General features: G+C 59.2%; 21 protein-coding genes. 9 read left to right on the top strand and 12 right to left on the bottom strand.

From position 1 onward, the window contains the following. Window positions 1-142: 142 nt before the first annotated feature. The 5 genes from mnmE to rpmH all read right to left on the bottom strand — a co-directional run bounded on the left by mnmE (window position 143) and on the right by rpmH (window position 4071). Window positions 143-1513 (bottom strand): tRNA uridine-5-carboxymethylaminomethyl(34) synthesis GTPase MnmE, encoded by a 1371-nt coding sequence (mnmE, locus tag HBO12_RS09420; protein WP_169954063.1) that lies wholly within the window; start codon window positions 1511-1513, stop codon window positions 143-145. Window positions 1514-1592: 79 nt separating this feature from the next. Further along, window positions 1593-3275 (bottom strand): membrane protein insertase YidC, encoded by a 1683-nt coding sequence (yidC, locus tag HBO12_RS09415; RefSeq protein WP_032857171.1) that lies wholly within the window; start codon window positions 3273-3275, stop codon window positions 1593-1595. Window positions 3276-3277: 2 nt separating this feature from the next. Then, window positions 3278-3523, bottom strand: a complete 246-nt coding sequence (gene yidD / locus HBO12_RS09410) for a membrane protein insertion efficiency factor YidD (protein ID WP_010465488.1) — start codon at window positions 3521-3523, stop codon at window positions 3278-3280. After that, entirely contained in the window at window positions 3516-3920 is a 405-nt protein-coding gene (rnpA, locus tag HBO12_RS09405) for a ribonuclease P protein component (RefSeq protein WP_308936377.1), read from the bottom strand. Before rnpA ends, yidD begins: the two co-directional genes overlap by 8 nt. Window positions 3921-3936: 16 nt before the next feature. Continuing rightward, complete coding sequence (gene rpmH / locus HBO12_RS09400; protein WP_003213577.1) at window positions 3937-4071, bottom strand: 50S ribosomal protein L34; 135 nt, start codon at window positions 4069-4071, stop codon at window positions 3937-3939. A 585-nt stretch (window positions 4072-4656) separates the two neighbouring features. Between rpmH and dnaA the strand changes: the two genes are divergently transcribed. From dnaA to gyrB, 4 genes are read left to right on the top strand one after another with little or no spacing between them, the layout of a single operon-like run. Beyond that, complete coding sequence (gene dnaA, locus HBO12_RS09395; RefSeq protein WP_169954065.1) at window positions 4657-6177, top strand: chromosomal replication initiator protein DnaA; 1521 nt, start codon at window positions 4657-4659, stop codon at window positions 6175-6177. Window positions 6178-6216: 39 nt separating this feature from the next. Continuing rightward, complete coding sequence (gene dnaN, locus HBO12_RS09390) at window positions 6217-7320, top strand: DNA polymerase III subunit beta (protein WP_057439291.1); 1104 nt, start codon at window positions 6217-6219, stop codon at window positions 7318-7320. Between the two features lie 20 nt (window positions 7321-7340). Beyond that, window positions 7341-8444 (top strand): DNA replication/repair protein RecF, encoded by a 1104-nt coding sequence (gene recF, locus HBO12_RS09385; protein ID WP_029290195.1) that lies wholly within the window; start codon window positions 7341-7343, stop codon window positions 8442-8444. A 4-nt stretch (window positions 8445-8448) separates the two neighbouring features. Next, window positions 8449-10866 (top strand): DNA topoisomerase (ATP-hydrolyzing) subunit B, encoded by a 2418-nt coding sequence (gyrB, locus tag HBO12_RS09380; protein WP_032857164.1) that lies wholly within the window; start codon window positions 8449-8451, stop codon window positions 10864-10866. Between the two features lie 100 nt (window positions 10867-10966). Here gyrB and HBO12_RS09375 read toward each other — a convergent pair whose 3' ends face one another. Further along, entirely contained in the window at window positions 10967-11686 is a 720-nt protein-coding gene (locus HBO12_RS09375; protein ID WP_032857163.1) for a response regulator transcription factor, read from the bottom strand. 199 nt (window positions 11687-11885) lie between these two features. On the opposite strand from HBO12_RS09375, the gene HBO12_RS09370 reads away from it, so the two are divergent. From HBO12_RS09370 to HBO12_RS09360, 3 genes are all read left to right on the top strand, one after another. Beyond that, window positions 11886-12158: a hypothetical protein gene (locus tag HBO12_RS09370; protein ID WP_170042009.1), complete on the top strand. Its 273-nt coding sequence runs from the start codon at window positions 11886-11888 to the stop codon at window positions 12156-12158. Window positions 12159-12527: 369 nt separating this feature from the next. Then, entirely contained in the window at window positions 12528-13517 is a 990-nt protein-coding gene (locus HBO12_RS09365) for a FecR family protein (RefSeq protein WP_170042008.1), read from the top strand. Between the two features lie 18 nt (window positions 13518-13535). Beyond that, the gene (locus HBO12_RS09360; RefSeq protein ID WP_170042007.1) at window positions 13536-15839 is read left to right on the top strand and encodes a CHASE2 domain-containing protein; all 2304 of its coding nucleotides are present in this window, start codon (window positions 13536-13538) and stop codon (window positions 15837-15839) included. A 169-nt stretch (window positions 15840-16008) separates the two neighbouring features. On the opposite strand, the gene HBO12_RS09355 is transcribed toward HBO12_RS09360, so the two are convergent. The 4 genes from HBO12_RS09355 to glyQ form a co-directional block, all read right to left on the bottom strand. Continuing rightward, entirely contained in the window at window positions 16009-16779 is a 771-nt protein-coding gene (locus HBO12_RS09355; RefSeq protein WP_169954070.1) for a lysophospholipid acyltransferase family protein, read from the bottom strand. A gap of 82 nt (window positions 16780-16861) precedes the next feature. Further along, complete coding sequence (gene gmhB / locus HBO12_RS09350) at window positions 16862-17401, bottom strand: D-glycero-beta-D-manno-heptose 1,7-bisphosphate 7-phosphatase (RefSeq protein WP_169954151.1); 540 nt, start codon at window positions 17399-17401, stop codon at window positions 16862-16864. After that, the gene (gene glyS / locus HBO12_RS09345; RefSeq protein ID WP_170042006.1) at window positions 17401-19455 is read right to left on the bottom strand and encodes a glycine--tRNA ligase subunit beta; all 2055 of its coding nucleotides are present in this window, start codon (window positions 19453-19455) and stop codon (window positions 17401-17403) included. Before glyS ends, gmhB begins: the two co-directional genes overlap by 1 nt. Then, window positions 19452-20405, bottom strand: a complete 954-nt coding sequence (glyQ, locus tag HBO12_RS09340) for a glycine--tRNA ligase subunit alpha (protein WP_003213601.1) — start codon at window positions 20403-20405, stop codon at window positions 19452-19454. The genes glyS and glyQ overlap by 4 nt, the downstream gene beginning before the upstream one ends. An 81-nt stretch (window positions 20406-20486) precedes the next feature. On the opposite strand from glyQ, the gene HBO12_RS09335 reads away from it, so the two are divergent. Beyond that, window positions 20487-21044: a DNA-3-methyladenine glycosylase I gene (locus HBO12_RS09335; RefSeq protein WP_169954072.1), complete on the top strand. Its 558-nt coding sequence runs from the start codon at window positions 20487-20489 to the stop codon at window positions 21042-21044. Window positions 21045-21084: 40 nt separating this feature from the next. After that, on the top strand, window positions 21085-21972 hold the full coding sequence (locus tag HBO12_RS09330) for a lysophospholipid acyltransferase (protein ID WP_057439284.1): 888 nt from the start codon (window positions 21085-21087) through the stop codon (window positions 21970-21972). 127 nt (window positions 21973-22099) lie between these two features. Here the strand turns inward: HBO12_RS09330 and HBO12_RS09325 are convergent, their stop codons facing one another. Further along, entirely contained in the window at window positions 22100-22411 is a 312-nt protein-coding gene (locus HBO12_RS09325; protein ID WP_170042005.1) for a tetratricopeptide repeat protein, read from the bottom strand. Between the two features lie 18 nt (window positions 22412-22429). Then, window positions 22430-23803, bottom strand: a complete 1374-nt coding sequence (gene trkA, locus HBO12_RS09320) for a Trk system potassium transporter TrkA (RefSeq protein ID WP_057957876.1) — start codon at window positions 23801-23803, stop codon at window positions 22430-22432.

The raw sequence follows: 23803 nt of genomic DNA, 5'->3' as shown, positions 1-23803 counted from the left end.
CCACAGAAAAGCATCAGCCGCGGCAAATTCCGTCCACGGCAAGGCCACCTCGGGGCGAGGTTATTGTCAGAAAATACTCAGGGGTGTCCTGAAACGGACAAAACAGACAGGCACCAATGGCCTGTCTGTGAACTACGAAGGGTTATTTACCGATGCAGAAACTGGAAAAGATCCTGCCGAGCAGGTCATCGGAACTGAATGCCCCGGTAATCTCCCCCAGAAGCTGCTGTGCCTGGCGCAAATCCTCAGCCAGAAGCTCCCCAGCACCTGCCAGGGTCAACTGCGCCCGGCCATGCTCAAGGGCGGCACTGGCATGGCGCAACGCCTCAAGGTGGCGGCGACGCGCACTGAAGCTGCTTTCCGAAGTCTGTTCATAGCCCATGCAGGCCTTGAGATGATCGCGCAGCAGTTCCAGGCCATCGCCGGCAGACTTGGCGCTGAGGCTGATGGTGACATGGCCATCGTCGCTGACCTCCAGGGCAATCGCCTCACCCGTGAGGTCTGCCTTGTTGCGAATCAGCGTGACCTTGGCCGGGTCCGGCCGTTGCTCAAGGAACTCCGGCCACAGGGCAAAAGGATCCACGGCCTCTGGCGCGGTGGCATCCACCACCAGCAACACCCGATCGGCTTCCCCGATGGCCTTGAGCGCCCGTTGCACGCCGATTTTTTCCACCTGGTCATCGGTGTCACGCAAACCGGCGGTATCGACCACGTGCAGCGGCATGCCATCAATGTGGATATGTTCGCGCAGGATATCCCGGGTGGTGCCGGCAATTTCGGTGACAATCGCCGCTTCACGCCCCGCCAGGGCGTTGAGCAAGCTGGACTTGCCGGCGTTGGGCCGGCCGGCAATCACCACGGTCATGCCATCGCGCAGCAATGCGCCCTGCCCGGCTTCCTTCAAAACTGTGGATAACTCGTCTCGCACCTTATCGAGCATGGCCAGGACATGGCCATCGGCAAGAAAGTCGATTTCTTCTTCCGGGAAATCAATCGCGGCCTCGACATAGATGCGCAAACTGATCAATTGCTCGGTGAGGTTATGCACACGCAGGGAAAATGCCCCCTGCAACGAGCGCAAGGCATTGCGCGCCGCCTGTGCAGAACTGGCCTCGATCAGGTCGGCAATCGCCTCGGCCTGGGCCAGGTCGAGCTTGTCGTTGAGAAACGCACGCTCGCTGAATTCACCAGGCCGCGCCAGACGGCAGCCCAACTGCAGGCAGCGCTGTAGCAGCATGTCGAGGACGATAGGCCCGCCATGGCCTTGCAGTTCCAGCACATCCTCACCGGTGAAAGAGTTTGGGCCCGGGAAATACAGGGCCAGACCCTCATCCAGTACCTCAAGATCCTCGCCGAAAAAAGGCCCGTAATGCGCATACCGAGGCTTGAGCTCGCGGCCGCTGATCGCTTGGGCGGCAATGCCGGCAAGTGGCCCGGAAATACGAACGATGCCGACACCGCCCCGGCCTTGAGCGGTGGCGACGGCAGCGATGGTTTCACGAGGAGCGCTCATCAGCGGTTTCCCAGACAAAAGTGACAGAATGCAAAACGCCCCACGAGGGGGCGTCTTGAGTGGTTATCCACAGAGTAAGTTACGCCTCGGCTTTTTTGGCAGCCGCTTCGATCTTACGTGTGATGTACCACTGTTGAGAGATCGACAACACGTTGTTGACCACCCAGTACAGAACCAGACCAGCCGGGAACCACAGGAAGAAGAAGGTGAAGATGATTGGCATCATTTTCATTACCTTGGCCTGCATCGGATCCGGAGGCGTCGGGTTCAGACGCTGCTGGATGAACATGGTTGCGCCCATGATGATCGGCAGGATAAAGAACGGGTCTTTGATCGACAGGTCAGTTATCCACAGCATGAACGGCGCCTGGCGCATTTCCACGCTTTCCAGGAGTACCCAGTACAGCGACAGGAACACCGGCATCTGTACCAGAATCGGCAAGCATCCACCCAGCGGGTTGATCTTCTCTTTCTTGTACAGCTCCATCATGGCTTGCGACATTTTCTGCCGGTCGTCGCCATGTTGCTCTTTGAGTGCAGCCAGTTTCGGCGCAACGGCGCGCATACGGGCCATCGACTTGTAGCTGGCGGCCGACAGAGGGAAGAAAATCCCTTTGATCAGCATGGTCAGGAAGATGATCGACCAGCCCCAGTTACCGACGATGCTGTGGATATGTTGCAGCAACCAGAAGATTGGCTGGGCAATGAACCACAGGATGCCGTAATCCACAGTCAGTTCCAGACCTGGGGATAACTCCTTGAGTACCGCCTGGCTTTTCGGGCCGGCATACAGGGTGGCGCTGGTTTCAGCCTTGGCACCTGGTGCAACGGTCAACGCCGGGCCAGTGAAACCAATGATGTAGTTACCCTGGTTGTCCTTGCGGGTCTGGACCAGGTTGGCTTCGCCCTTATTCGGGATCCACGCGGTTACAAAGTAGTGTTGCAGCCAGGCTACCCAACCACCTTGGACGGTTTCTTTCAGCGCGCCCTTGTCGATGTCTTTCATCGACACTTTTTTGTACGGCTCGTTACTTGTCCACAGGGCGGCGCCCAGGTAAGTCGCGGTGCCGGTGGCAGTGCTGGAAGATGGATCGGAACTGCCATCACGCTTGAGCTGGGCAAACAGGTTGCCAGTCCAGGCCTTTTCGCTGGTGTTATCGATCAGGTAGGTGACTTTCAGATCGTACAAACCGCGCGTGAAGCTGAAGCGCTTGATGTAATTGACGCCGTCGTGACTGAATTTCAGGTCGACGTTCAACTGGTTTTGGCCATCAGCCAGTTGATAAGTCTTCTGTTCGGTCGAATAAACCGGACGACCGGTAGCACGAGCATCAGGGCCATCAGTGCCAGTCAGGCCGCTTTGTGCCAGATAAACACGCTCGCCACCGTTATCGAACAACTGGAATGGAACATCCGGATGGTCTTGGCGACGTGGGTACAGTGGCAATTTAAGCTGGGCGATATCGCCGCCCTGTGGATCGATCGCCAGGTCCAACACATCCGTCTTGACGTGGATGAGGTCTTTATTGGTGATGACCGCGTTATCTACAGGGGTGCTGGTATCGGCATTCGCGCTGGGTACATCGGCACTGGCGGAAGCATTGTTACCCAACGGTGCATCTGCAATAGCAGGAGCAGACTGATTGGTAGCAACATTCTGAGTCGGCAGGGCAGCCTGGCCATAGTCCTGGTTCCATTTCAGAACCATAACGTAGGACACGATTGCCAGGGCGACGATCAGGATCGTGCGTTTAATATCCATGATTACTCGGCCATCGAAGAAGAACGGGAGGTAGGGATAGGCGGAACCGGGTCATAACCACCGGGATTCCACGGATGACAGCGACCTAAACGACGAAAGGTCAGCCAGCCACCGCGCAGAAGGCCATGATTTTCTATGGCTTCATACGCGTAGCAGGAACAACTGGGGTAGAAACGACAGTGGCTGGCCATCAGCGGACTAATGGCATAACGGTAAAACTGGATCGGAACGAGGGCCAGTTTACGCATCAGTGCTGTCTACCCCTACAGTTTCGGGGCTGACTGCTGGGGTCGGCTTGCTGGTGCGAGCCAAACGTTTCCAGAGCTTGCCGAAATGCTGAATCAATTCGGGGTTTTCTACGTCCCCCAAGCCTTTGCGCGCGACGATAACAATATCCCAACCAACCAGAGTCTCCTGGTGGAGGCGAAACGATTCGCGCATCAGACGCTTGAGGCGATTGCGCTCAACGGAGAGCTTTACGCTCTTCTTGCCGATCACCAACCCGAGACGGGGGTGATCCAGATCGTTGTTACGCGCAAGGAGCAGGAGATTTTTCCCCGGAACCTTGCCGGTGGGGGAGTCAAAGACTGCCTTGAAGTGCCGGGGGGTTAGCAGACGCTTTTCCCGACTGAAGTCCTGACTCACCACCAGTACCGGATTATCAAACTGCCAGACGCGCACGACCTTTGGCGCGGCGACGCGACAGGACAGCACGGCCGTTCTTGGTAGCCATGCGAGCACGGAAACCGTGGGTACGGGCGCGTTTGATGGTGCTTGGTTGGAAAGTACGTTTCATGGCGTGTTACCTGGTTCGTCCACAACGGGCCGGAATGGCCCCCGTTTTAAGAGACCGGGGATTCTAGAGAAAGCAAGCCTCTAGGTCAATTTCCAACCAGCTATTCCTTCAATTAGATATCTGAGGGCATCGAGACCGATTCCGGGCGGTTCGACTTTGACGAGCAATGCCATAGATATAAAAATAAAGAAGGAAGTTATTTAAAGCTTTTCTGTAAAGCTTATAAAAGCTAGGCACGCGATCTTCTGTGGATAACTACCTTGAGGCCATATTCCACGTGCTGTACAGAGAATGACAACACGGGGGAGAAACGGTGCTCTGCCTGTGCTGCGCTATCGGATAAGCTGTGTGTGGAATGGCTACTTATCCACAGGCCAGTTACCCACAGACTTTCGACCCCACTTGTACAACGAGCTTAGGGGCGCTTATCCACAGAGCTTATGCACAGACCATTTGTCGCCTTTTTTACGGTTAAGGCATTGATTCTTGGCGGCCTGTGAGCAACCTACATGTGGATAAGTGGGCCGCTCGCCGCTACAATGGCGGCTGTTTTTGCCTCACCGGCTTTCAACTTAGGGGATATCCGTGTCAGTGGAACTTTGGCAGCAGTGCGTGGAGCTTTTGCGCGATGAGCTGCCTGCCCAGCAATTCAACACCTGGATCCGTCCACTACAGGTCGAAGCCGAAGGCGACGAGTTGCGTGTCTACGCACCCAATCGTTTTGTTCTCGACTGGGTCAACGAGAAGTACCTAAGCCGCGTTCTCGAATTGTTCGACGAACATGGCAATGGGATGGCTCCAGCGCTCTCCTTATTAATAGGCAGCAAACGCAGCTCCGCGCCGCGTGCCGCGCCGAATGCGCCGCTGGCCGCGGCTGCCTCGCACGCCCAGGCTGCGGCAGCCCCGGTTAACCACGCACCAGCCACCGCTGCGCCAGCCCCGAGCAAATCCGTGGCGCAAAAAAATGCGCCAGTGAGCGAAGAGCCGTCCCGCGACAGCTTCGACCCCATGGCAGGAGCCAGTTCGCAGCAGGCCCCGGTGCGCGCCGAGCAGCGCACGGTCCAGGTCGAAGGTGCGCTCAAGCACACCAGTTACCTGAACCGCACCTTTACCTTTGAAAACTTCGTCGAAGGTAAATCCAACCAGTTGGCCCGCGCCGCCGCCTGGCAGGTGGCCGACAATCCCAAGCACGGTTACAACCCGCTCTTCCTTTACGGCGGCGTTGGCTTGGGTAAGACGCACTTGATGCACGCTGTGGGTAACCACCTATTAAAGAAGAATCCGAATGCCAAGGTCGTGTATCTGCACTCGGAGCGCTTCGTGGCCGACATGGTCAAGGCGTTGCAACTCAATGCGATCAACGAATTCAAGCGCTTCTATCGCTCCGTCGATGCGCTGCTGATTGATGACATTCAATTCTTCGCGCGCAAGGAACGTTCCCAGGAAGAGTTTTTCCACACGTTCAACGCCCTGCTTGAAGGCGGCCAGCAGGTCATCCTCACCAGCGACCGTTACCCGAAGGAAATCGAAGGCCTGGAAGAGCGCCTCAAATCGCGTTTCGGCTGGGGCCTGACCGTTGCGGTAGAGCCGCCGGAACTGGAAACCCGGGTCGCGATCCTGATGAAGAAAGCCGACCAGGCGAAAGTCGATCTGCCTCACGATGCGGCATTCTTCATTGCCCAGCGTATTCGCTCCAACGTGCGTGAGCTCGAAGGTGCGCTCAAGCGCGTTATCGCTCACTCGCACTTCATGGGCCGCGATATCACTATCGAGCTGATTCGCGAATCCCTGAAGGACCTGTTGGCGCTGCAAGACAAGCTGGTCAGTGTGGATAACATTCAACGCACCGTGGCCGAGTACTACAAGATCAAGATTTCCGACCTGCTGTCCAAGCGCCGCTCGCGCTCGGTAGCGCGTCCCCGTCAGGTGGCCATGGCGCTCTCCAAGGAGCTGACCAACCACAGCCTGCCGGAAATTGGCGATGTGTTTGGTGGTCGCGACCACACCACGGTCTTGCACGCGTGCCGCAAGATCAATGAACTTAAGGAATCCGACGCGGATATTCGCGAGGACTACAAGAACCTGCTGCGTACACTGACAACTTGATGAACACCAGCGCAGCTTATTAAGGCAAGGGACTAGACCATGCATTTCACCATTCAACGCGAAGCCCTGTTGAAACCCCTGCAACTGGTCGCAGGCGTCGTCGAGCGCCGACAGACCTTGCCGGTACTTTCCAACGTATTGTTGGTTGTCGAAGGCCAGCAGTTGTCGTTGACCGGTACCGACCTGGAAGTCGAACTGGTTGGTCGCGTACAGCTGGAAGAACCCGCCGAGCCCGGTGAGATCACCGTGCCTGCGCGCAAGCTGATGGATATCTGCAAAAGCCTGCCCAACGATGCGCTGATCGACATCAAGGTTGATGAGCAGAAGTTGGTGGTCAAGGCCGGGCGCAGTCGTTTCACCTTGTCGACCCTGCCGGCCAACGATTTCCCGACGGTAGAAGAAGGCCCCGGTTCGCTGACTTGCAGCCTGGAGCAAAGCCGCCTGCGCCGTTTGATCGAGCGCACCAGCTTCGCCATGGCCCAGCAGGACGTGCGTTACTACCTCAACGGCATGCTGCTGGAAGTCTCCGAAGGCATCATCCGTGCCGTGGCCACCGACGGTCACCGTCTGGCAATGTGCTCGATGAAGGCCGATATCGGTCAGCCGGACCGCCACCAGGTCATCGTGCCGCGCAAAGGTATCCTTGAACTGGCGCGCCTGCTCACCGAGCCGGACGGTAACGTCAGCATCGTCCTGGGCCAGCACCATATCCGTGCCACCACGGGCGAGTTCACCTTCACCTCCAAACTGGTAGACGGCAAGTTCCCGGACTACGAGCGCGTGCTGCCCAAAGGCGGCGACAAGCTGGTGATCGGTGATCGCCAGGCGCTACGTGAAGCGTTCAGCCGTACCGCGATCCTGTCCAACGAGAAGTACCGTGGTATTCGCCTGCAATTGGCCAACGGCCAGCTGAAAATCCAGGCCAACAACCCGGAACAGGAAGAAGCGGAAGAAGAAGTTGGCGTCGACTACAACGGTGGATCCCTGGAAATCGGCTTCAACGTGAGCTACCTGCTGGACGTGCTGGGTGTGATGACCACCGAGCAAGTGCGTCTGATCCTGTCGGACTCCAACAGCAGCGCCCTGGTGCAAGAATCCGATAACGACGACTCGGCTTATGTTGTTATGCCGATGCGCCTGTAATCATGCTCAGCAGAAGCTAGATGTCCCTCAGTCGCGTCTCGGTCACCGCGGTGCGCAATCTGCACCCGGTGACCTTCTCCCCCTCCCCCCGCATCAATATCCTCCATGGCGCCAACGGCAGTGGCAAAACCAGCGTGCTGGAAGCCATTCACTTACTGGGCCTGGCTCGTTCCTTTCGCAGCGCCCGCCTGTTACCGGTGATTCAATACGAGCAATTGGCGTGCACCGTTTTTGGCCAGGTCGAACTGGCGCAAGGCGGGCACAGCAGCCTGGGGATATCTCGTGATCGGCAGGGAGAGTTCCAGATCCGTATCGATGGGCAGAATGCGCGCAGTGCAGCGCAGTTGGCGGAAATCCTACCCCTGCAATTGATCAACCCTGACAGCTTCCGTTTACTGGAGGGGGCACCAAAAATTCGCCGGCAGTTCCTTGATTGGGGAGTGTTCCACGTGGAACCGAGGTTCATGGCCACGTGGCAGCGCCTGCAGAAGGCCCTGCGGCAGCGGAACTCATGGCTGCGGCATGGTACACTTGACGCCGCTTCGCAAGCGGCCTGGGACCGTGAACTGTGCCTGGCCAGCGACGAAATAGATGAATACCGCCGCACCTACATCAAAGCCTTGAAACCAGTCTTTGAACAGACCTTGAGTGAGTTGCTGGAACTCGAGGGACTGACGCTGAGCTACTACCGTGGTTGGGACAAAGAGCGTGACTTGAGTGCAGTACTCGCCACCTCTTTGCAACGGGATCAGCAAATTGGCCACACCCAGGCAGGGCCGCAACGCGCTGATTTGCGCCTTAGATTAGGTGCACATAACGCCGCGGATATCTTGTCCCGTGGCCAGCAGAAGTTGGTGGTCTGCGCGTTGCGTATCGCCCAGGGGCACTTGGTTAGCCAGGCCCGGCGCGGGCAGTGTATTTATCTGGTGGATGACTTGCCGTCCGAATTGGACGAGCAACACCGCCGCGCGCTATGCCGCTTGTTGGAAGACTTACGCTGCCAGGTATTTATTACCTGTGTAGACCACGAATTATTGAGGGAAGGCTGGCAGACGGAAACGCCAGTCGCTTTGTTCCACGTGGAACAAGGCCGTATCACCCAGACCCACGACCATCGGGAGTGAAGGCATGAGCGAAGAAAACACGTACGACTCGACCAGCATTAAAGTGCTGAAAGGTTTGGATGCCGTACGCAAACGTCCCGGTATGTACATTGGCGACACCGATGATGGTAGCGGTCTGCACCACATGGTGTTCGAGGTGGTCGACAACTCCATCGACGAAGCGCTCGCCGGCCATTGCGACGACATCAGCATCATCATCCACCCGGATGAATCCATCACCGTACGCGACAACGGTCGCGGCATTCCGGTAGATGTGCATAAAGAAGAAGGCGTATCGGCGGCAGAGGTCATCATGACCGTGCTCCACGCCGGCGGTAAGTTCGACGACAACTCCTATAAAGTATCCGGCGGTTTGCACGGTGTAGGTGTGTCGGTGGTAAACGCCCTGTCGGAAGAACTGATCCTGACTGTGCGCCGCAGCGGCAAGATCTGGGAACAGACCTACGTCCACGGCGTGCCTCAAGCACCTATGGCGATCGTTGGCGACAGCGAAACCACAGGCACCCAGATTCACTTCAAGCCTTCGGCTGACACCTTCAAGAATATCCACTTCAGCTGGGACATCCTGGCCAAGCGGATTCGTGAGCTGTCCTTCCTCAACTCCGGTGTGGGTATCGTCCTCAAGGACGAGCGCAGCGGCAAGGAAGAGCTGTTCAAGTACGAAGGCGGCCTGCGTGCATTCGTTGAATACCTGAACACCAACAAGACTGCGGTCAACCAGGTGTTCCACTTCAACATCCAGCGTGAAGACGGCATCGGCGTGGAAATCGCCTTGCAGTGGAACGACAGCTTCAACGAGAACCTGTTGTGCTTCACCAACAACATTCCACAGCGCGATGGCGGTACTCACCTGGTGGGTTTCCGTTCCGCACTGACGCGTAACCTGAACACCTACATCGAAGCCGAAGGCCTGGCGAAGAAGCATAAAGTCGCCACTACTGGTGACGATGCCCGCGAAGGCCTGACCGCGATTATTTCGGTCAAGGTCCCGGATCCGAAGTTCAGTTCCCAGACCAAAGACAAGCTGGTTTCTTCTGAAGTGAAGACGGCTGTCGAACAGGAAATGGGCAAGTACTTCTCCGACTTCCTGCTGGAAAACCCCAACGAAGCCAAGCTGGTCGTCGGCAAGATGATCGACGCGGCACGGGCCCGTGAAGCGGCGCGTAAAGCCCGTGAAATGACCCGTCGTAAAGGCGCGCTGGATATCGCTGGCCTGCCGGGCAAACTGGCGGACTGCCAGGAGAAGGACCCTGCCCTCTCCGAACTGTACCTGGTGGAAGGTGACTCTGCTGGCGGTTCCGCCAAGCAGGGTCGTAACCGTCGCACCCAGGCGATCCTGCCGTTGAAGGGTAAGATCCTCAACGTCGAGAAGGCCCGTTTCGACAAGATGATTTCCTCCCAGGAAGTCGGCACCTTGATCACCGCCCTGGGCTGTGGCATTGGTCGCGACGAGTACAACATCGACAAGTTGCGCTACCACAACATCATCATCATGACCGATGCTGACGTCGACGGTTCGCACATCCGTACCCTGCTGCTGACCTTCTTCTTCCGTCAGTTGCCGGAGCTGATCGAGCGTGGCTACATCTACATCGCCCAGCCGCCGTTGTACAAAGTGAAAAAGGGCAAGCAAGAGCAATACATCAAAGACGACGACGCCATGGAAGAGTACATGACGCAGTCGGCCCTGGAAGATGCCAGCCTGCACTTGAACGACGAAGCCCCGGGCATCTCCGGTGAGGCGCTGGAGCGTCTGGTAAACGACTTCCGCATGGTGATGAAGACCCTCAAGCGTTTGTCGCGCCTGTACCCTCAGGAGCTGACCGAGCACTTCATCTACCTGCCGGCTGTCAGCCTGGAGCAGTTGGGCGATCACGCAGCGATGCAGGATTGGCTGGCCCAGTACGAAGTGCGCCTGCGCACCGTCGAGAAGTCTGGCCTGGTGTACAAAGCCAGCCTGCGTGAAGACCGTGAACGTAACGTCTGGCTGCCAGAGGTCGAACTGATCTCCCACGGCCTGTCGAACTACGTCACCTTCAACCGCGACTTCTTCGGCAGTAACGACTACAAGACCGTAGTAACCCTGGGCGCGCAACTGAGCACCCTGCTGGACGACGGCGCGTACATTCAGCGCGGCGAACGCAAGAAGCAGGTCAAGGAGTTCAAGGAAGCCCTGGACTGGTTGATGGCAGAAAGCACCAAGCGTCACACCATCCAGCGATACAAAGGTCTGGGCGAAATGAACCCTGACCAGCTGTGGGAAACCACCATGGACCCAGCCCAGCGCCGTATGCTGCGTGTGACCATCGAAGACGCCATTGGCGCGGACCAGATCTTCAACACCCTGATGGGTGATGCGGTCGAGCCACGTCGTGACTTCATCGAGAGCAATGCCTTGGCAGTGTCCAACCTGGACTTCTGATAACGCTATTGCCAAACAAAAAAGGCCAACGTTTAACGTTGGCCTTTTTTTATTGCCCAGATTTTGGAGCCCTTTTTAAATGCTCCACGTGGAACATCGGCTATGCCGTCGCTGCGGTCACGCTCTCCAACCGATAGCCATACCCATAGATCGTCAGCAGCTGCCAACCCCGCTCCGGCGTCAGCCCAAGCTTGTTTCGGAGCCGATAAATGTGGGTATCCAGTGGTCGCGAAGACACCATTTCTTCATGGGTCCAGAACCGTTCATAGAGATATTCCCGTGACAGCGGCCGGGCCAGGTTGGCGAAGAGGCAGCGTGCCAGGCGGTATTCCCTTTCGGTCAGGTTGATTGGGTCACCGGCGCGGCTGACGGTCAGTTCGGCATCGTCGAAGGTCAGGTCGTTGAAAACCAGCACTTCGGTGGCAGCAGATTTCTGCAGGCCGTGACGACGCAGGACGGCACTCACCCGTGCCTTCAGTTCGTTGGGGCGAAACGGTTTGCTGACGTAGTCATCGGCACCGCTGTTCAGGGCCTGGACGATATCGCTCTCGGCATCGCGGCTGGTCAGCATAATCACGGGCGGTGGCGCCTCCATGTGCTCACGGGTCCAGCGCAGGATCGCGATGCCGCTCAGGTCCGGCAACTGCCAGTCGAGTACCAGCAAGTCGAAGGTTTCTCGGCGCAGTTGGCGCAGCAAGTCTTCGCCACGTTCGAAGCAATGCAGCGTCCATGGCTGCTCCGAGGCACTTGGGATTTGTCGCAGTGTCTGTTCCACCCGCCGCAATTCGGCAGGTTCGTCATCCAGTATCGCGACACGCATGGCAGGGTCCTTTCTTCTTGAAGAATGTTGCAGCGGTTGAAGAGAGCGTAATGGTTCACCGTTGAATCTGAACAATTGTGGCCAGTTTCTCAAGCTCCCTGAATCTCTCGGTACGCTGATATCAGATAGCCCTAAGGCCGTTAAACATCGCGTACCCAGCTGGAAAGATACCGGCTCAAGCCCCTCAGGAAAAGGATCAATGCCAATCAGGTTTTATGCGCTGTCGGGACAGGTGTGTCTCGTGCAGAAGGTCAGAGTGTGGGGAAAGATGTTCATGCTGGTGATGGCAACAGGTTTTGGCACAGAAATGGTGGATGCCTGCAGCCCGGCACAGTCTGCCCCACTTGACGAAATGACGGTGTACGCCGAATCCGTAGACGGCCTCGGTTACGCAGGACTCAGGGAAATCGATGCCCCGCAGGCGTTTCAACACGGAAGCTTGCTGGACCAGGATCAACGATGGATCTTCTAAATCTGAACAAATGTTGCACTACTCCCCTATGCACCACTCTTGTAGGTAAATTCTCTTTCGCTGAGTGACACATGGAGGGCGTGCGCGGGAAGCGCTCTCGATACACGGACGTATCATCTGTAGTCCGCGGTTCGCCATGGGCTGCTGTCGGAGGGATGTGAGGGACAGTATTTCTTCGATGTACATCCGGTTCGACGTCGTCGATCCGGCAGACACAGGGATGTGTCACCTTTCTTGGCGCCTCATCCCTACCACTACGGCTATCGAGTTCGATGCGTCATCGGGTATCGTAGGCGAGATTCAAGGTCCTGCCGCCGCAAGACGCTTTCTGAATGTGCAGTCTGACGGACCTTTAGAACTAGAACCTTGATGAGCGCCATGACCCTCTTTCCTCGTCGCTATTCCCTTTCCTCTTTGTTTGGCTCAAGCCTGGCCCTGGCGCTGGTGGTCACCAGCCCACAAGTCCTCGCCAAGCCTGCACCTGTGCGCGCGCCCTACATTGATGACAACCTGCTGTGCCGGGCACAGCCGCTGCCGGCAGTCGTGCAGAACCTTACCGGTGAAGCCTGGAAGCTGGACGCCAAGGGGCGCCCCAGTGTGTTGGAAGAAGGCATGCTGATCGATGAGCAGGAAAGCGTAAAAACCTCGCCATCGGCGTTTGTCAGCCTGTTGCTGGGCGATGGCTCACGCATCGTCCTGCCCTCCAGCTCCGAGGTGCGTTTGCATTTGGTGGAAGAACAGGCGATCCCCCAGGTCATCCTGCAACAAGGCCAGGTCGAGGCCTACGTACTCAAGCGCACCAGTGACTATGACCGTTTTCAAATCGTGACCCCGGTGGGCGTACTGGGCGTGCGCGGTACGCACTTTCGTGTGCGTAACGACGATCAGCAATCGGTGGTCGAAGTGCTCAACGGCCAGGTAGCCGCCAGCCGTACCGAACCGCAGCCGGTAGGCAAACAGCTGAAGAACAAGCCGCAGACGGGCCCGGTGGAAGGTGAACTGAAGGTCGGCGCTCGACAAGGGGTGCTGCTCAAGCCCCAGGGCGAGTTGAAGACAGTCGACCTTTTGCCCGCGCCGCGCCTGATGGGCCAGGACGGCCAGAAAGGCGATGCGCCGGTATGGACATTGATCTTGCACCCGCAACCGGGGGCCCAGCGCTACCGTGCGCAAGTAGCTACCGATAAAACCTTCATGAACATCAAGCAGGAAAACTTCTCCAGTGAGCCGCGCTTGAGCTTCACTGGACTCAAGGCCTCGTTCTATCACGTGCGCGTGTCGGCCTTTGATGACCAGGGACTGGAAGGAGAAGCAGGCGTTTATGACATCTTCTATTACCCACCTGCCACCCGTGTGCAGTAGCAGCGCGGCGCTCGCACGGTGAAGTGGTGGCGCCGGGCTGAACAGCGCCAGCCGACCCAGGCCCAACGCCTGTTCAATGGGCTGGTCAGGGAGTGGCTGTGGATCGGTCTGCTTTTGCTGCCGATGACGGCCTTTCTGTCGCTAAGCCCTGGCCTTGCCCTGAATAACCTGCTGTACGACAGCCTGCGGCGCATGGCGCCGTTGCCGGTGGATCCGCGCATCCTGCTGGTGAACATTGACGACATGAGCCTCAAGGAACTCGGTCAATGGCCGTGGTCGCGGCGCCTGCATGCCGACCTGATTGACCAGTTGAGTGCGGCCAAACCCGCCGGGATCCTGCTCGATGTGATCTTCAGCGAACCGGCGCGCGAGCCGGCCAATGATCAACGCCTGGCCCAGGCTATGTGCAATGCCGGCAATGTCCTGCTGCCGTTGATTCGCGAAGGCACGCCGCGCCTGGGGCAACCCATCGCGCAGATCCTCCCTGTGCTGCCACTGCGCGATTGTGCGAGGGGGGTGGGTCATATCAACGTGGAAGCGGACAGCGACGGTATTGTGCGCAGCCTGTACCTGCGTGAGGGGCCGCCGGGGCAACTGGTCCCGCAACTGGCCTGGTTGGCCTTCGAGCTGACCGGCCAGCACACCGATATGCCAGGGCTGTCAGCGTCTTCTGAAGTAACCGACTGGCAGCGTGACAATGCCATCCGCATCCCATTTATCGCCACCGACCACGGCTTTCCCAGCGTGCCGTATGTCAGTGTCTTGCGCGGTGAGGTCCCTGCCCAACTGTTGCGTGACCGGATCATTCTGGTGGGGGCTACTGCACCGGGCATGGGCGATCGCTATGTGACACCGCTTTCGGCCAGCGTCGGTACCACCCCGGGCGTCGAGATCCAGGCCAATATCCTCAACGGCCTGCTGCAAGGGCGCAGCATTACCGTGTTGCCTGGCTGGCTGGCCACGCTGCTGTCCACCGCGATGGTGGCCTTGTTGCTGGGCCTGCTGCTGTTGCGCCCGCGTTATGCGCTGTGGCTGACCCTGGGCTGCATGGCGGGCGCCCTCCTCGCTTCCTGGGGCTTGTTGCGCCTGGGGCTCTGGTGGTCGCCAGCGGCCACGCTGATCGGCATGCTGCTGGGCTACCTGATCTGGAACTGGCGCCGCCTGAGCGTAATCCTCGCCTACTTCGGCTGGGAATTGGCGCGCCTGGACAGCGAGCCCAAGGTGCTGCCGGAACGCCGTCGCGCGGCCGTCAGCAACGGTGATGTGTTGCAGGGCCGTATCGTGGCCCTGGAGCAAGCGGTCAGCCGTACCCGCGACACCCGGCGTTTTATGGCCGATGGCCTGGAGTGCCTGCCGGTCGCTACGCTGATTACCGATCCCACAGGCGAGATCCTGTTGGCCAATCGGATCGCCCGCGATGTGTTTGGCAACGAACTGATTGCCCAGAACCTGCTGCAGCAACTGGCGGCACTGGGTTACCCGCCCTTGCAAGGCCAGGTACATACGCCGCTGTCGGCCCTGGAAATCATCGAGTTCCGCGATACCCATCAACGCAGCCTGCGCCTGGAACTGGCGCCTCTGTTACCGGCCGACGGTGATGTGGCGTTGGGGTGGCTGTTGAGCCTGACTGACCTGAGTATCGAACGCGACGCCCAGCAGCAACGTGAAACCCTGCTGCGGTTTCTCTCCCATGATCTGCGGGCGCCCCACTCGGCAATCCTCGCGTTGCTGGATGTGCAACGGCATGAAGCCTCAGACGTTTCGCAGGTCTTTACCCAGATCGAACAGCAAGTGCGACGCGCATTGAATTTGACCGAATCGTTCGTTCAACTGGCCAAGGCCGAGTCCGACGGTTATCAGTTTGAGCCCAGCCTGTTTGCCATGCTGGTGCTCGATGCGTTTGACCAGGTCGCGCTGCTGGCCCAATTGAAACATATCCAGTTGGTCCACGACCTGGACGAGGCTGGTGAGCAAATGGTCCTCGCGGATCAGTCGCTGCTCACCCGAGCCTTGTTCAACCTGATGGAGAATGCGATCAAGTACAGCCCAGCCGGCACCACGGTGACGGTGCGCCTGGAACGCAACGGCCAATGGCTGGCTTGTCATATCCAGGACCAGGGCCCCGGCATCGCGGCCCAGGAGCTGCCTGAACTGTTCAGCCAATACCGACGTTTTGCTTCGGCTCAGGGCAGCGAAGGCCTGGGGCTGGGCCTGACCATGGTCAAGGCGGTGATGGACCGCCATGGGGGGCGGATCGACTGTGTGAGTGTGGTGGGGCAAGGCACGGTTTTCAGCCTGCAGATGCCGTTGTGGGAGGAGTAATCAGCTGTGCATAAAAAACCGGCCGCAAGGGCCGGTCTTCAACGCCCGAAAAAACTTATGCACGTTTTCCGGTGTTTTATTAGCTTAAGAAATATGTAATAGAATCATAAGCCTACAAGCGAAAAACTGCATTTCGCCAACAAACCGTGCACAGGTTATCCACAGAACGTCAGATCACCGCCTGGTCCGCTGCAACCGGCAGTGGCGGCAGCGAACCCATGGCCCGTTGCTGCGCCTCATTCCACGCTGCAGCGCGGTCATTGAGCGCGGCAATTGCACGCGGTCCTTCCCCTTGCGCATACATCGGCTCGCCGATCACCACGGTGATGGTGCCTTTGCGCTTGGCCCAGCCTTCCTTGGGCCAGAACTTGCCGGCATTGTGGGCAATCGGCAGTACTGGCAGGTTGGCGTTGACCGCCAATGCCGTACCGCCCCGGGAGAACTTGCCTACAGTGCCAAAGGGGACGCGAGTGCCCTCCGGGAAGATCAGTACCCACACCCCATCCTTGAGCAGCTCGTCACCCTTCTTCGCCACATGCTTGAGCGCGGCCTTGGGGTTGTCGCGGTCGATGGCAATTGGGCGCAGCATGGCCATCGCCCAGCCAAAGAACGGCACGAACAGCAACTCACGCTTGAGCACCTGGCTCAGGGGCGAGAAATACGCGGAAAGAAAGAAGGTCTCCCAGGTGCTCTGGTGGTTCGACAGGATCACGCACGGCTGGTCCGGCACATTCTCGGCACCCTTGACCTCGAAACGAATGCCCAGGAACACCTTGGTCAGCCACAACGCGCAGCGGCACCAATAGACGTTGATAAAGCGATAGCGCGCCTTGAATGGCAAAAAGGGCGCGATAAAAAAGCTCAGGGTGCACCAGAGAAACGAACTGGTGCCCAGCAGCAGGTAAAAGAAGAAGGTTCTGATGGCCTGCAAAATCGACATGGCAGCATTTACCGTTGCGGGACAACGCCCGCCTGTTAAAAGTGCACTCCCGAACAATCCTTGGTCAGGAAGTCGAGGGCGACTAGTTGTTGATAAGTTCTGCGGCAACCGCCGCCAGATCGTCAAAAATCAAGGTGCCGACCGGCAGGTTTTTCGCCTGGGTCTTTTCGCCTTTCCCGGTCTTTACCAAAACTGGCTGAGAGTCGACGGCTTTGGCCGCCTCCAGGTCACCGAGACTGTCCCCGACGAACCATATCCCAGCCAGGGGCACCTTGTAATGTTCTGAAATGATTTTCAACATGCCAGGCTTGGGTTTGCGGCAATCGCAGCCCTCATCCGGCCCGTGGGGGCAGTACACCACCAGCCCCACCTCACCGCCCTGCTCGGCCACCAATGCGCGCAGGCGCGCGTGCATGGCGTCCAGGGTGGCGATGTCGTAGTAGCCGCGGGCGATGCCGGACTGGTTGGTAGCGATGGCTACCGTCCAGCCGGCCTTGCTCAACTGCGCGATGGCCTCGACCGAGCCGGGCAGCGGGATCCACTCCTCCACCGACTTGATGTAAGCGTCGGAGTCGTAATTGATCACCCCGTCCCGATCGAGAATCAGCAGTTTCAACATGATCAGCTCAGCGTCGAGATGTCAGCGATGTTGACGAACAAGCCGCGCAGGCGCGCCAGCATGGCGTAGCGGTTTTTCCGCACGCCAGCATCTTCGGCATTGATCATCACCGCCTCGAAGAACGCATCCACCGGCTCACGCAAGGTGGCCAGGCGCGCCAGGGCTTCGGCGTAGTTGCGCTCGGCGATCAGCGGCTTCACTGCGTTTTCTGCCTTGGCGATGGCCGAGTTCAGCGAGAACTCCTTGGCATCGGCAAACAGGCCAGGGTCGACATCGGCATTGCCCAGGCCTTCGGCCTTGCTCAGCAGGTTCGACACGCGCTTGTTCACGGCGGCCAGGGCGTCCGCTTCCGGCAGCTTGCGGAACGCTTGTACGGCTTGCACACGCTGGTCGAAGTCCAGTGCCGAACCCGGTTGCAGGGCACGTACCGACAGGTAGACGGAAACGTCCACGCCTTCGTCTTCGTAGCGCGCACGCAGGCGGTCGAACACGAACTCCAGCACTTGCTCGGCCAGGCCGGCTTGCTTGACCTTGCCACCAAACTGGCCGACGGCAAATACCACGGCCTGGGTCAGGTCGAGGTCGAGCTTTTTGTCGATCAGGATGCGCAGCACGCCCAGGGCGGCACGGCGCAGGGCATATGGGTCTTTGCTGCCGGTCGGCAACATGCCGATGCCAAAGATACCGACCAGGGTATCCAGCTTGTCGGCGATGGCCACGGCCGCACCGGTCAGGGTGGTTGGCAGCTCGGCGCCAGCGCCACGCGGCATGTACTGCTCGTTCAAGGCCAGGGCGACGTCTTCAGGCTCGCCGTCATTGAGCGCGTAGTAGTAACCGGCCACGCCTTGCATTTCCGGGAACTCGCCGACCATCTCGGTGGCCAGGTCGCATTTGCACAGCAGGCCCGCGCGTGCGGCCAAGGCAGCGTCGCCGCCAATGCGTGGGGCGATGTAGGCCGCCAGCTTGGAAACCCGCACAGCCTTGTCGTAGACGCTGCCCAGCTTCTCCTGGAACACCACGTTCTGCAGGCGCAGGTTGAAGTCTTCGAGCTTCTGCTTCTTGTCTTGCTTGAAGAAGAACTCGGCGTCGGTCAGGCGCGGGCGTACGACTTTTTCGTTACCGGCGATGATCTGCTGCGGGTCCTTGCTTTCGATGTTGGCCACGGTGATAAAGCGCGGCAGCAACTTGCCGTCCACATCCAGCAGGCAGAAATACTTCTGGTTGTCCTGCATGGTGGTGATCAGGGCTTCTTGCGGCACATCGAGGAAACGCTCTTCGAACGAGCACACCAGTGGCACCGGCCACTCGACCAGCGCAGTTACTTCGTCGAGCAGGCTTGGCGGCACGATGGCAGTGCCTTCCTGCAAACGGGCCAGCTCTTCGGTGCGCTTGCTGATCAGCTCGCGACGCTCGTTGGCATCGGCCAACACGTAGGCGGCACGCAGGTCAGTGGCGTAGTTGGCCGGCGAGGTGATGCGCACGGCTTCAGGATGATGGAAGCGGTGACCACGGGACTCACGACCGGCCTTCTGGGCGAGGATGGTGCAATCGATGACTTCGTCACCGAGCAGCATCACCAACCATTGGGTCGGACGTACGAACTCTTCCTTGCGTGCACCCCAGCGCATGCGCTTGGGGATCGGCAGGTCATTGAGAGAATCTTCAACGATAGTCGGCAACAGGCTGGCGGTCGGCTTGCCCTTGATGACTTGGCTGAAACGCAGTTTCGGGCCGCTCTGGTCGATCTCGCTCAGCTCGACGCCGCACTTCTTGGCAAAACCAAGGGCAGCCTGGGTCGGGTTGCCTTCAGCATCAAAGGCGGCCTGGCGTGGCGGGCCGTCGAGGTTGATGTTGCGGTCCGGCTGCTGGGTTTCCAGCGCGGTCAGCAATACTGCCAGGCGACGTGGCGCGGCGTAGACCTTCTTGGCTTCAAACTTCAGGCCGGCAGTCTGCAGGCCTTTCTCGATGCCGGCCAAAAATGCATCGGCCAGGGTGTTGAGGGCCTTGGGTGGCAGCTCTTCGGTACCCAGTTCAACCAGGAAATCTTGAGCACTCATTGTGCAGCCTCCAGCTTAGCCAACACTTCATCACGCAGGTCCGGGGTCGCCATCGGGAAGCCCAGCTTGGCGCGTGCCAGCAGGTAGGCTTGCGCAACGGAACGCGCCAGGGTGCGGACACGCAGGATGTATTGCTGGCGCGCGGTTACCGAGATGGCACGGCGGGCGTCCAGCAGGTTGAAGGTGTGGGATGCCTTCAGGACCATTTCATAGCTTGGCAACGGCAACGGCTGATCCAGTTCGATCAGGCGCTTGGCTTCGCTTTCGTAGAAGTCGAACAGTTCGAACAGCTTCTCGACGTTGGCGTGTTCGAAGTTGTAGGTCGACTGCTCCACTTCGTTCTGGTGGAACACATCGCCATACGTCACTTTGCCGAACGGGCCGTCAGCCCACACCAGGTCGTAGACCGAGTCCACGCCCTGCAGGTACATGGCCAGGCGTTCCAGGCCGTAGGTGATTTCGCCGGTCACCGGGTAGCACTCGATGCCGCCCGCCTGCTGGAAGTAGGTGAACTGCGTGACTTCCATGCCGTTGAGCCAGACTTCCCAGCCCAGGCCCCAGGCGCCGAGGGTTGGCGATTCCCAGTTGTCTTCGACGAAACGGATGTCGTGGACCAGTGGGTCCAGGCCGACATGTTTCAGCGAACCCAGGTACAGCTCCTGGAAGTTGTCCGGGTTGGGCTTGAGGACCACCTGGAACTGATAGTAGTGCTGCAGGCGGTTGGGGTTTTCGCCGTAGCGGCCGTCAGTCGGGCGACGACTGGGCTGCACATAAGCGGCGTTCCAGGTTTCCGGGCCGATGGCCCGCAGGAATGTTGCGGTGTGGAAAGTGCCGGCGCCTACTTCCATATCGTAGGGCTGAAGTACCACACAACCTTGCTCGGCCCAGTATTGCTGGAGGGCGAGGATCAAGTCTTGGAAGGTACGCACGGCTGGCGTAGGCTGGCTCACAAAATTCACCTGTTACTTGGGCTGCGATTTAAAGGGCGGGAGTATACCCGATTCGGCCCCGCCACCACTCCCTGGAGCCTTATGCCACGCTGCTTTTGGTGTTCTGAAGATCCGCTGTACATGGCTTATCACGATCAAGAGTGGGGAACGCCGCTGCGCGATGCGCAGGGTTTGTTCGAGTTGCTTTTGCTCGAAGGGTTCCAGGCGGGCCTGTCCTGGATCACCGTTTTACGCAAACGCGAGCATTATCGAAAGGTCTTGTTCGGTTTTGATCCAAAGCGCCTGGCGCAGTTGAGCGATGCCCAGATCGAGCAGTTGATGCTCGACCCAGGCATTGTGCGCAACCGCTTGAAACTCAATGCCACCCGGCGCAATGCCGCGGCCTGGCTGGCGCTGGAGGACCCGGTGGGGTTGCTCTGGTCGTTTGTCGGCGGCGTGCCCAAGGTCAATCACTTCAAGGATCGCAGCCAGGTCCCGGCGATTACGCCAGAGGCCGAAGCCATGAGCAAAGCCCTCAAGAAAGCCGGCTTCACGTTCGTCGGGCCGACCATCTGCTACGCGTTCATGCAGGCCTCAGGGATGGTCATGGACCACACCCAGGACTGCGACCGTTACGCGGACTTGGTCAACGCCGGGTAGAATGGCCGCTTTGCGCACCACACACGATCAGGAGTGACCTGTGGAAAAGTTAAAAGGCGCCTTGCTGGTAGGCGCTCTGCGATTGTTTGCCCTGCTGCCCTGGCGCGCCGTGCAAGCCGTGGGTTCGGCGATTGGCTGGATCATGTGGAAGACCCCCAACCGCTCCCGCGACACGGTGCGGATCAACCTCTCCAAGTGTTTCCCGGACATGGACCCGGCCGAGCGCGAGCGCCTGGTTGGCCAGAGCCTGATGGACATCGGCAAGTCCCTGACCGAGAGCGCGTGCGCCTGGATCTGGCCGGCCCAGCGTTCTATCGACCTGGTACGTGAAGTCGAAGGCCTGGAAGTGCTGCAGCAAGCCCTGGCCTCGGGCAAAGGCGTGGTCGGCATCACCAGCCACCTGGGCAACTGGGAAGTGTTGAACCACTTCTATTGCAGCCAGTGCAAACCGATCATTTTCTATCGCCCGCCCAAGCTCAAGGCGGTGGATGACCTGCTGCGCAAGCAACGCGTGCAGTTGGGCAACCGGGTGGCGGCGTCGACCAAAGAAGGCATCCTCAGCGTCATCAAGGAAGTGCGCAAGGGCGGCCAGGTGGGGATTCCCGCTGACCCGGAGCCGGCAGAATCGGCCGGGATCTTCGTACCGTTCTTCGCCACCCAGGCGCTGACCAGCAAGTTCGTGCCGAATATGCTCGCGGGCCATAAGGCGGTGGGCGTGTTCCTGCATGCCCTGCGGTTGCCGGACGGCTCGGGTTACAAAGTGATCCTGGAAGCGGCGCCAGAAGACATGTACAGCACCGACACGGCCACGTCCTGCGCGGCGATGAGCAAGGTGGTGGAGCGTTATGTCGGCGCCTACCCGAGCCAGTACATGTGGAGCATGAAGCGCTTCAAGAAACGCCCGCCGGGCGAGGCGCGTTGGTACTGATACACCCGGCTCTGCAAGCAACAAAGATCAAATGTAGGAGCTGGCTTGCCTGCGATAGCATCGCCTCGGTGTCACTGAGAGACCGAGTCGCCTGCATCGCAGGCAAGCCAGCTCCCACAGGGGTGCCTCAGGCTTGGCGATCGAGTTTTTTCAGGAATACGGCCATCTCTTTCTCGGCCTGCTTGTCGCCATGGGCCTGGGCCGCTTCAATACCCTGCTCCCATGCCTGGCGTGCCGCGCTTTTATCGCCCAGCGCAGCATGCGCCTTGCCCAACAGCTTCCACGCCGCCGAATACTTCGGGTCAAACCCGACGCACTTGCCTAAATGCTCGGCTGCCTTGGCATTGTCCTTCAAATCCAGGTAACCCTTGCCCAAGCCAAAGCGCAGCAGCGAGTTATCCACACCCTTGGCGAGCATTTTTTCCAGGGATTCGAGCATGTCGGTCTCTCCGTCAGATCAGAAAAAGCTCAACCCCACGTGGAACAGCTTCTCCACATCGCGGATATGTTTTTTATCCACCAGGAACAGGATCACATGATCGCCCGTGGCGATCACCGTATCGTCATGGGCGATGATCACTTCTTCATCGCGGATGATCGCGCCAATGGTGGTGCCCGGTGGCAAGCCGATATCGCGGATCGCACGGCCGATCACCTTGCTCGACTTGGAGTCACCGTGGGCGATCGCCTCGATGGCTTCCGCCGCCCCCCGGCGCAATGAGTGCACGCTGACGATATCGCCGCGCCGCACGTGGGCCAGCAGGGTACCGATGGTGGCCAATTGCGGGCTGATGGCAATGTCGATGTCACCACCCTGGATCAGGTCCACATAGGCCGGGTTGTTGATGATGGTCATCACCTTCTTCGCCCCCAGCCGCTTGGCCAGCAGCGACGACATGATATTGGCCTCGTCGTCGTTGGTCAGGGCCAGGAAGATATCGGCGTCGGCGATGTTCTCTTCCATCAGCAGGTCGCGATCCGAAGCGCTGCCTTGCAGCACCACGGTGCTGTCGAGGGTATCGGACAAGTAGCGGCAGCGCGCGGCGTTCATCTCGATGATCTTCACCTGGTAGCGGCTTTCGATGGCCTCGGCCAGGCGCTCGCCGATCTGCCCGCCGCCGGCGATGACGATGCGCTTGTAGCTCTCGTCGAGCCGGCGCATTTCGCTCATCACGGCACGAATATTGGCCTTGGCGGCGATGAAGAAGACTTCGTCGTCGGCTTCGATCACTGTGTCGCCCTGGGGCAGGATCGGCCGGTCGCGGCGGAAAATCGCGGCCACGCGGGTTTCCACATTCGGCATATGTTCGCGCAATTGGCGCAGTTGCTGGCCCACCAGCGGCCCGCCGTAGTAGGCCTTGACCGCCACCAGTTGCGCCTTGCCTTCGGCAAAGTCGATCACCTGCAGCGCGCCGGGGATTTCGATCAGGCGCTTGATGTAGTGGGTAACCACTTGCTCGGGGCTGATCAGCACGTCCACCGGAATCGCGTCGTTGTCGAACAGGCCGGCGCGGGTCAGGTAGGCCGCTTCACGCACCCGGGCGATCTTGGTCGGGGTGTGGAACAGGGTGTGGGCGACCTGGCAGGCGACCATATTGGTCTCGTCACTGTTGGTCACCGCCACCAGCATGTCGGCATCGTCGGCGCCGGCCTGGCGCAGCACGGTGGGGAACGAGGCACGGCCCTGGACCGTACGGATATCCAGGCGATCGCCCAGGCCGCGCAGGCGTTCGGCGTCGGTGTCGACCACGGTAATGTCGTTGGCTTCACTGGCCAAATGCTCAGCCAGCGTACCGCCGACCTGCCCTGCGCCAAGGATGATGATCTTCAT

This window comes from Pseudomonas sp. WS 5059 (assembly GCF_012985525.1).
Classification (GTDB): domain Bacteria; phylum Pseudomonadota; class Gammaproteobacteria; order Pseudomonadales; family Pseudomonadaceae; genus Aquipseudomonas.
Note: the sequence above shows the minus strand (reverse complement) of the source record. Positions and strands in the feature narration are given on the sequence as shown.

Coding starts and splice junctions, on each gene's coding strand:
- mnmE (WP_169954063.1), bottom strand. CDS start 1,513: ATGAGCGCTCCTCGTGAAACCATCGCTGCCGTCGCCACCGCTCAAGGC.
- yidC (WP_032857171.1), bottom strand. CDS start 3,275: ATGGATATTAAACGCACGATCCTGATCGTCGCCCTGGCAATCGTGTCC.
- yidD (WP_010465488.1), bottom strand. CDS start 3,523: ATGCGTAAACTGGCCCTCGTTCCGATCCAGTTTTACCGTTATGCCATT.
- rpmH (WP_003213577.1), bottom strand. CDS start 4,071: ATGAAACGTACTTTCCAACCAAGCACCATCAAACGCGCCCGTACCCAC.
- dnaN (WP_057439291.1), top strand. CDS start 6,217: ATGCATTTCACCATTCAACGCGAAGCCCTGTTGAAACCCCTGCAACTG.
- recF (WP_029290195.1), top strand. CDS start 7,341: ATGTCCCTCAGTCGCGTCTCGGTCACCGCGGTGCGCAATCTGCACCCG.
- gyrB (WP_032857164.1), top strand. CDS start 8,449: ATGAGCGAAGAAAACACGTACGACTCGACCAGCATTAAAGTGCTGAAA.
- HBO12_RS09375 (WP_032857163.1), bottom strand. CDS start 11,686: ATGCGTGTCGCGATACTGGATGACGAACCTGCCGAATTGCGGCGGGTG.
- HBO12_RS09370 (WP_170042009.1), top strand. CDS start 11,886: ATGCCAATCAGGTTTTATGCGCTGTCGGGACAGGTGTGTCTCGTGCAG.
- HBO12_RS09365 (WP_170042008.1), top strand. CDS start 12,528: ATGAGCGCCATGACCCTCTTTCCTCGTCGCTATTCCCTTTCCTCTTTG.
- HBO12_RS09355 (WP_169954070.1), bottom strand. CDS start 16,779: ATGTCGATTTTGCAGGCCATCAGAACCTTCTTCTTTTACCTGCTGCTG.
- glyS (WP_170042006.1), bottom strand. CDS start 19,455: ATGAGTGCTCAAGATTTCCTGGTTGAACTGGGTACCGAAGAGCTGCCA.
- HBO12_RS09335 (WP_169954072.1), top strand. CDS start 20,487: ATGCCACGCTGCTTTTGGTGTTCTGAAGATCCGCTGTACATGGCTTAT.
- HBO12_RS09325 (WP_170042005.1), bottom strand. CDS start 22,411: ATGCTCGAATCCCTGGAAAAAATGCTCGCCAAGGGTGTGGATAACTCG.
- trkA (WP_057957876.1), bottom strand. CDS start 23,803: ATGAAGATCATCATCCTTGGCGCAGGGCAGGTCGGCGGTACGCTGGCT.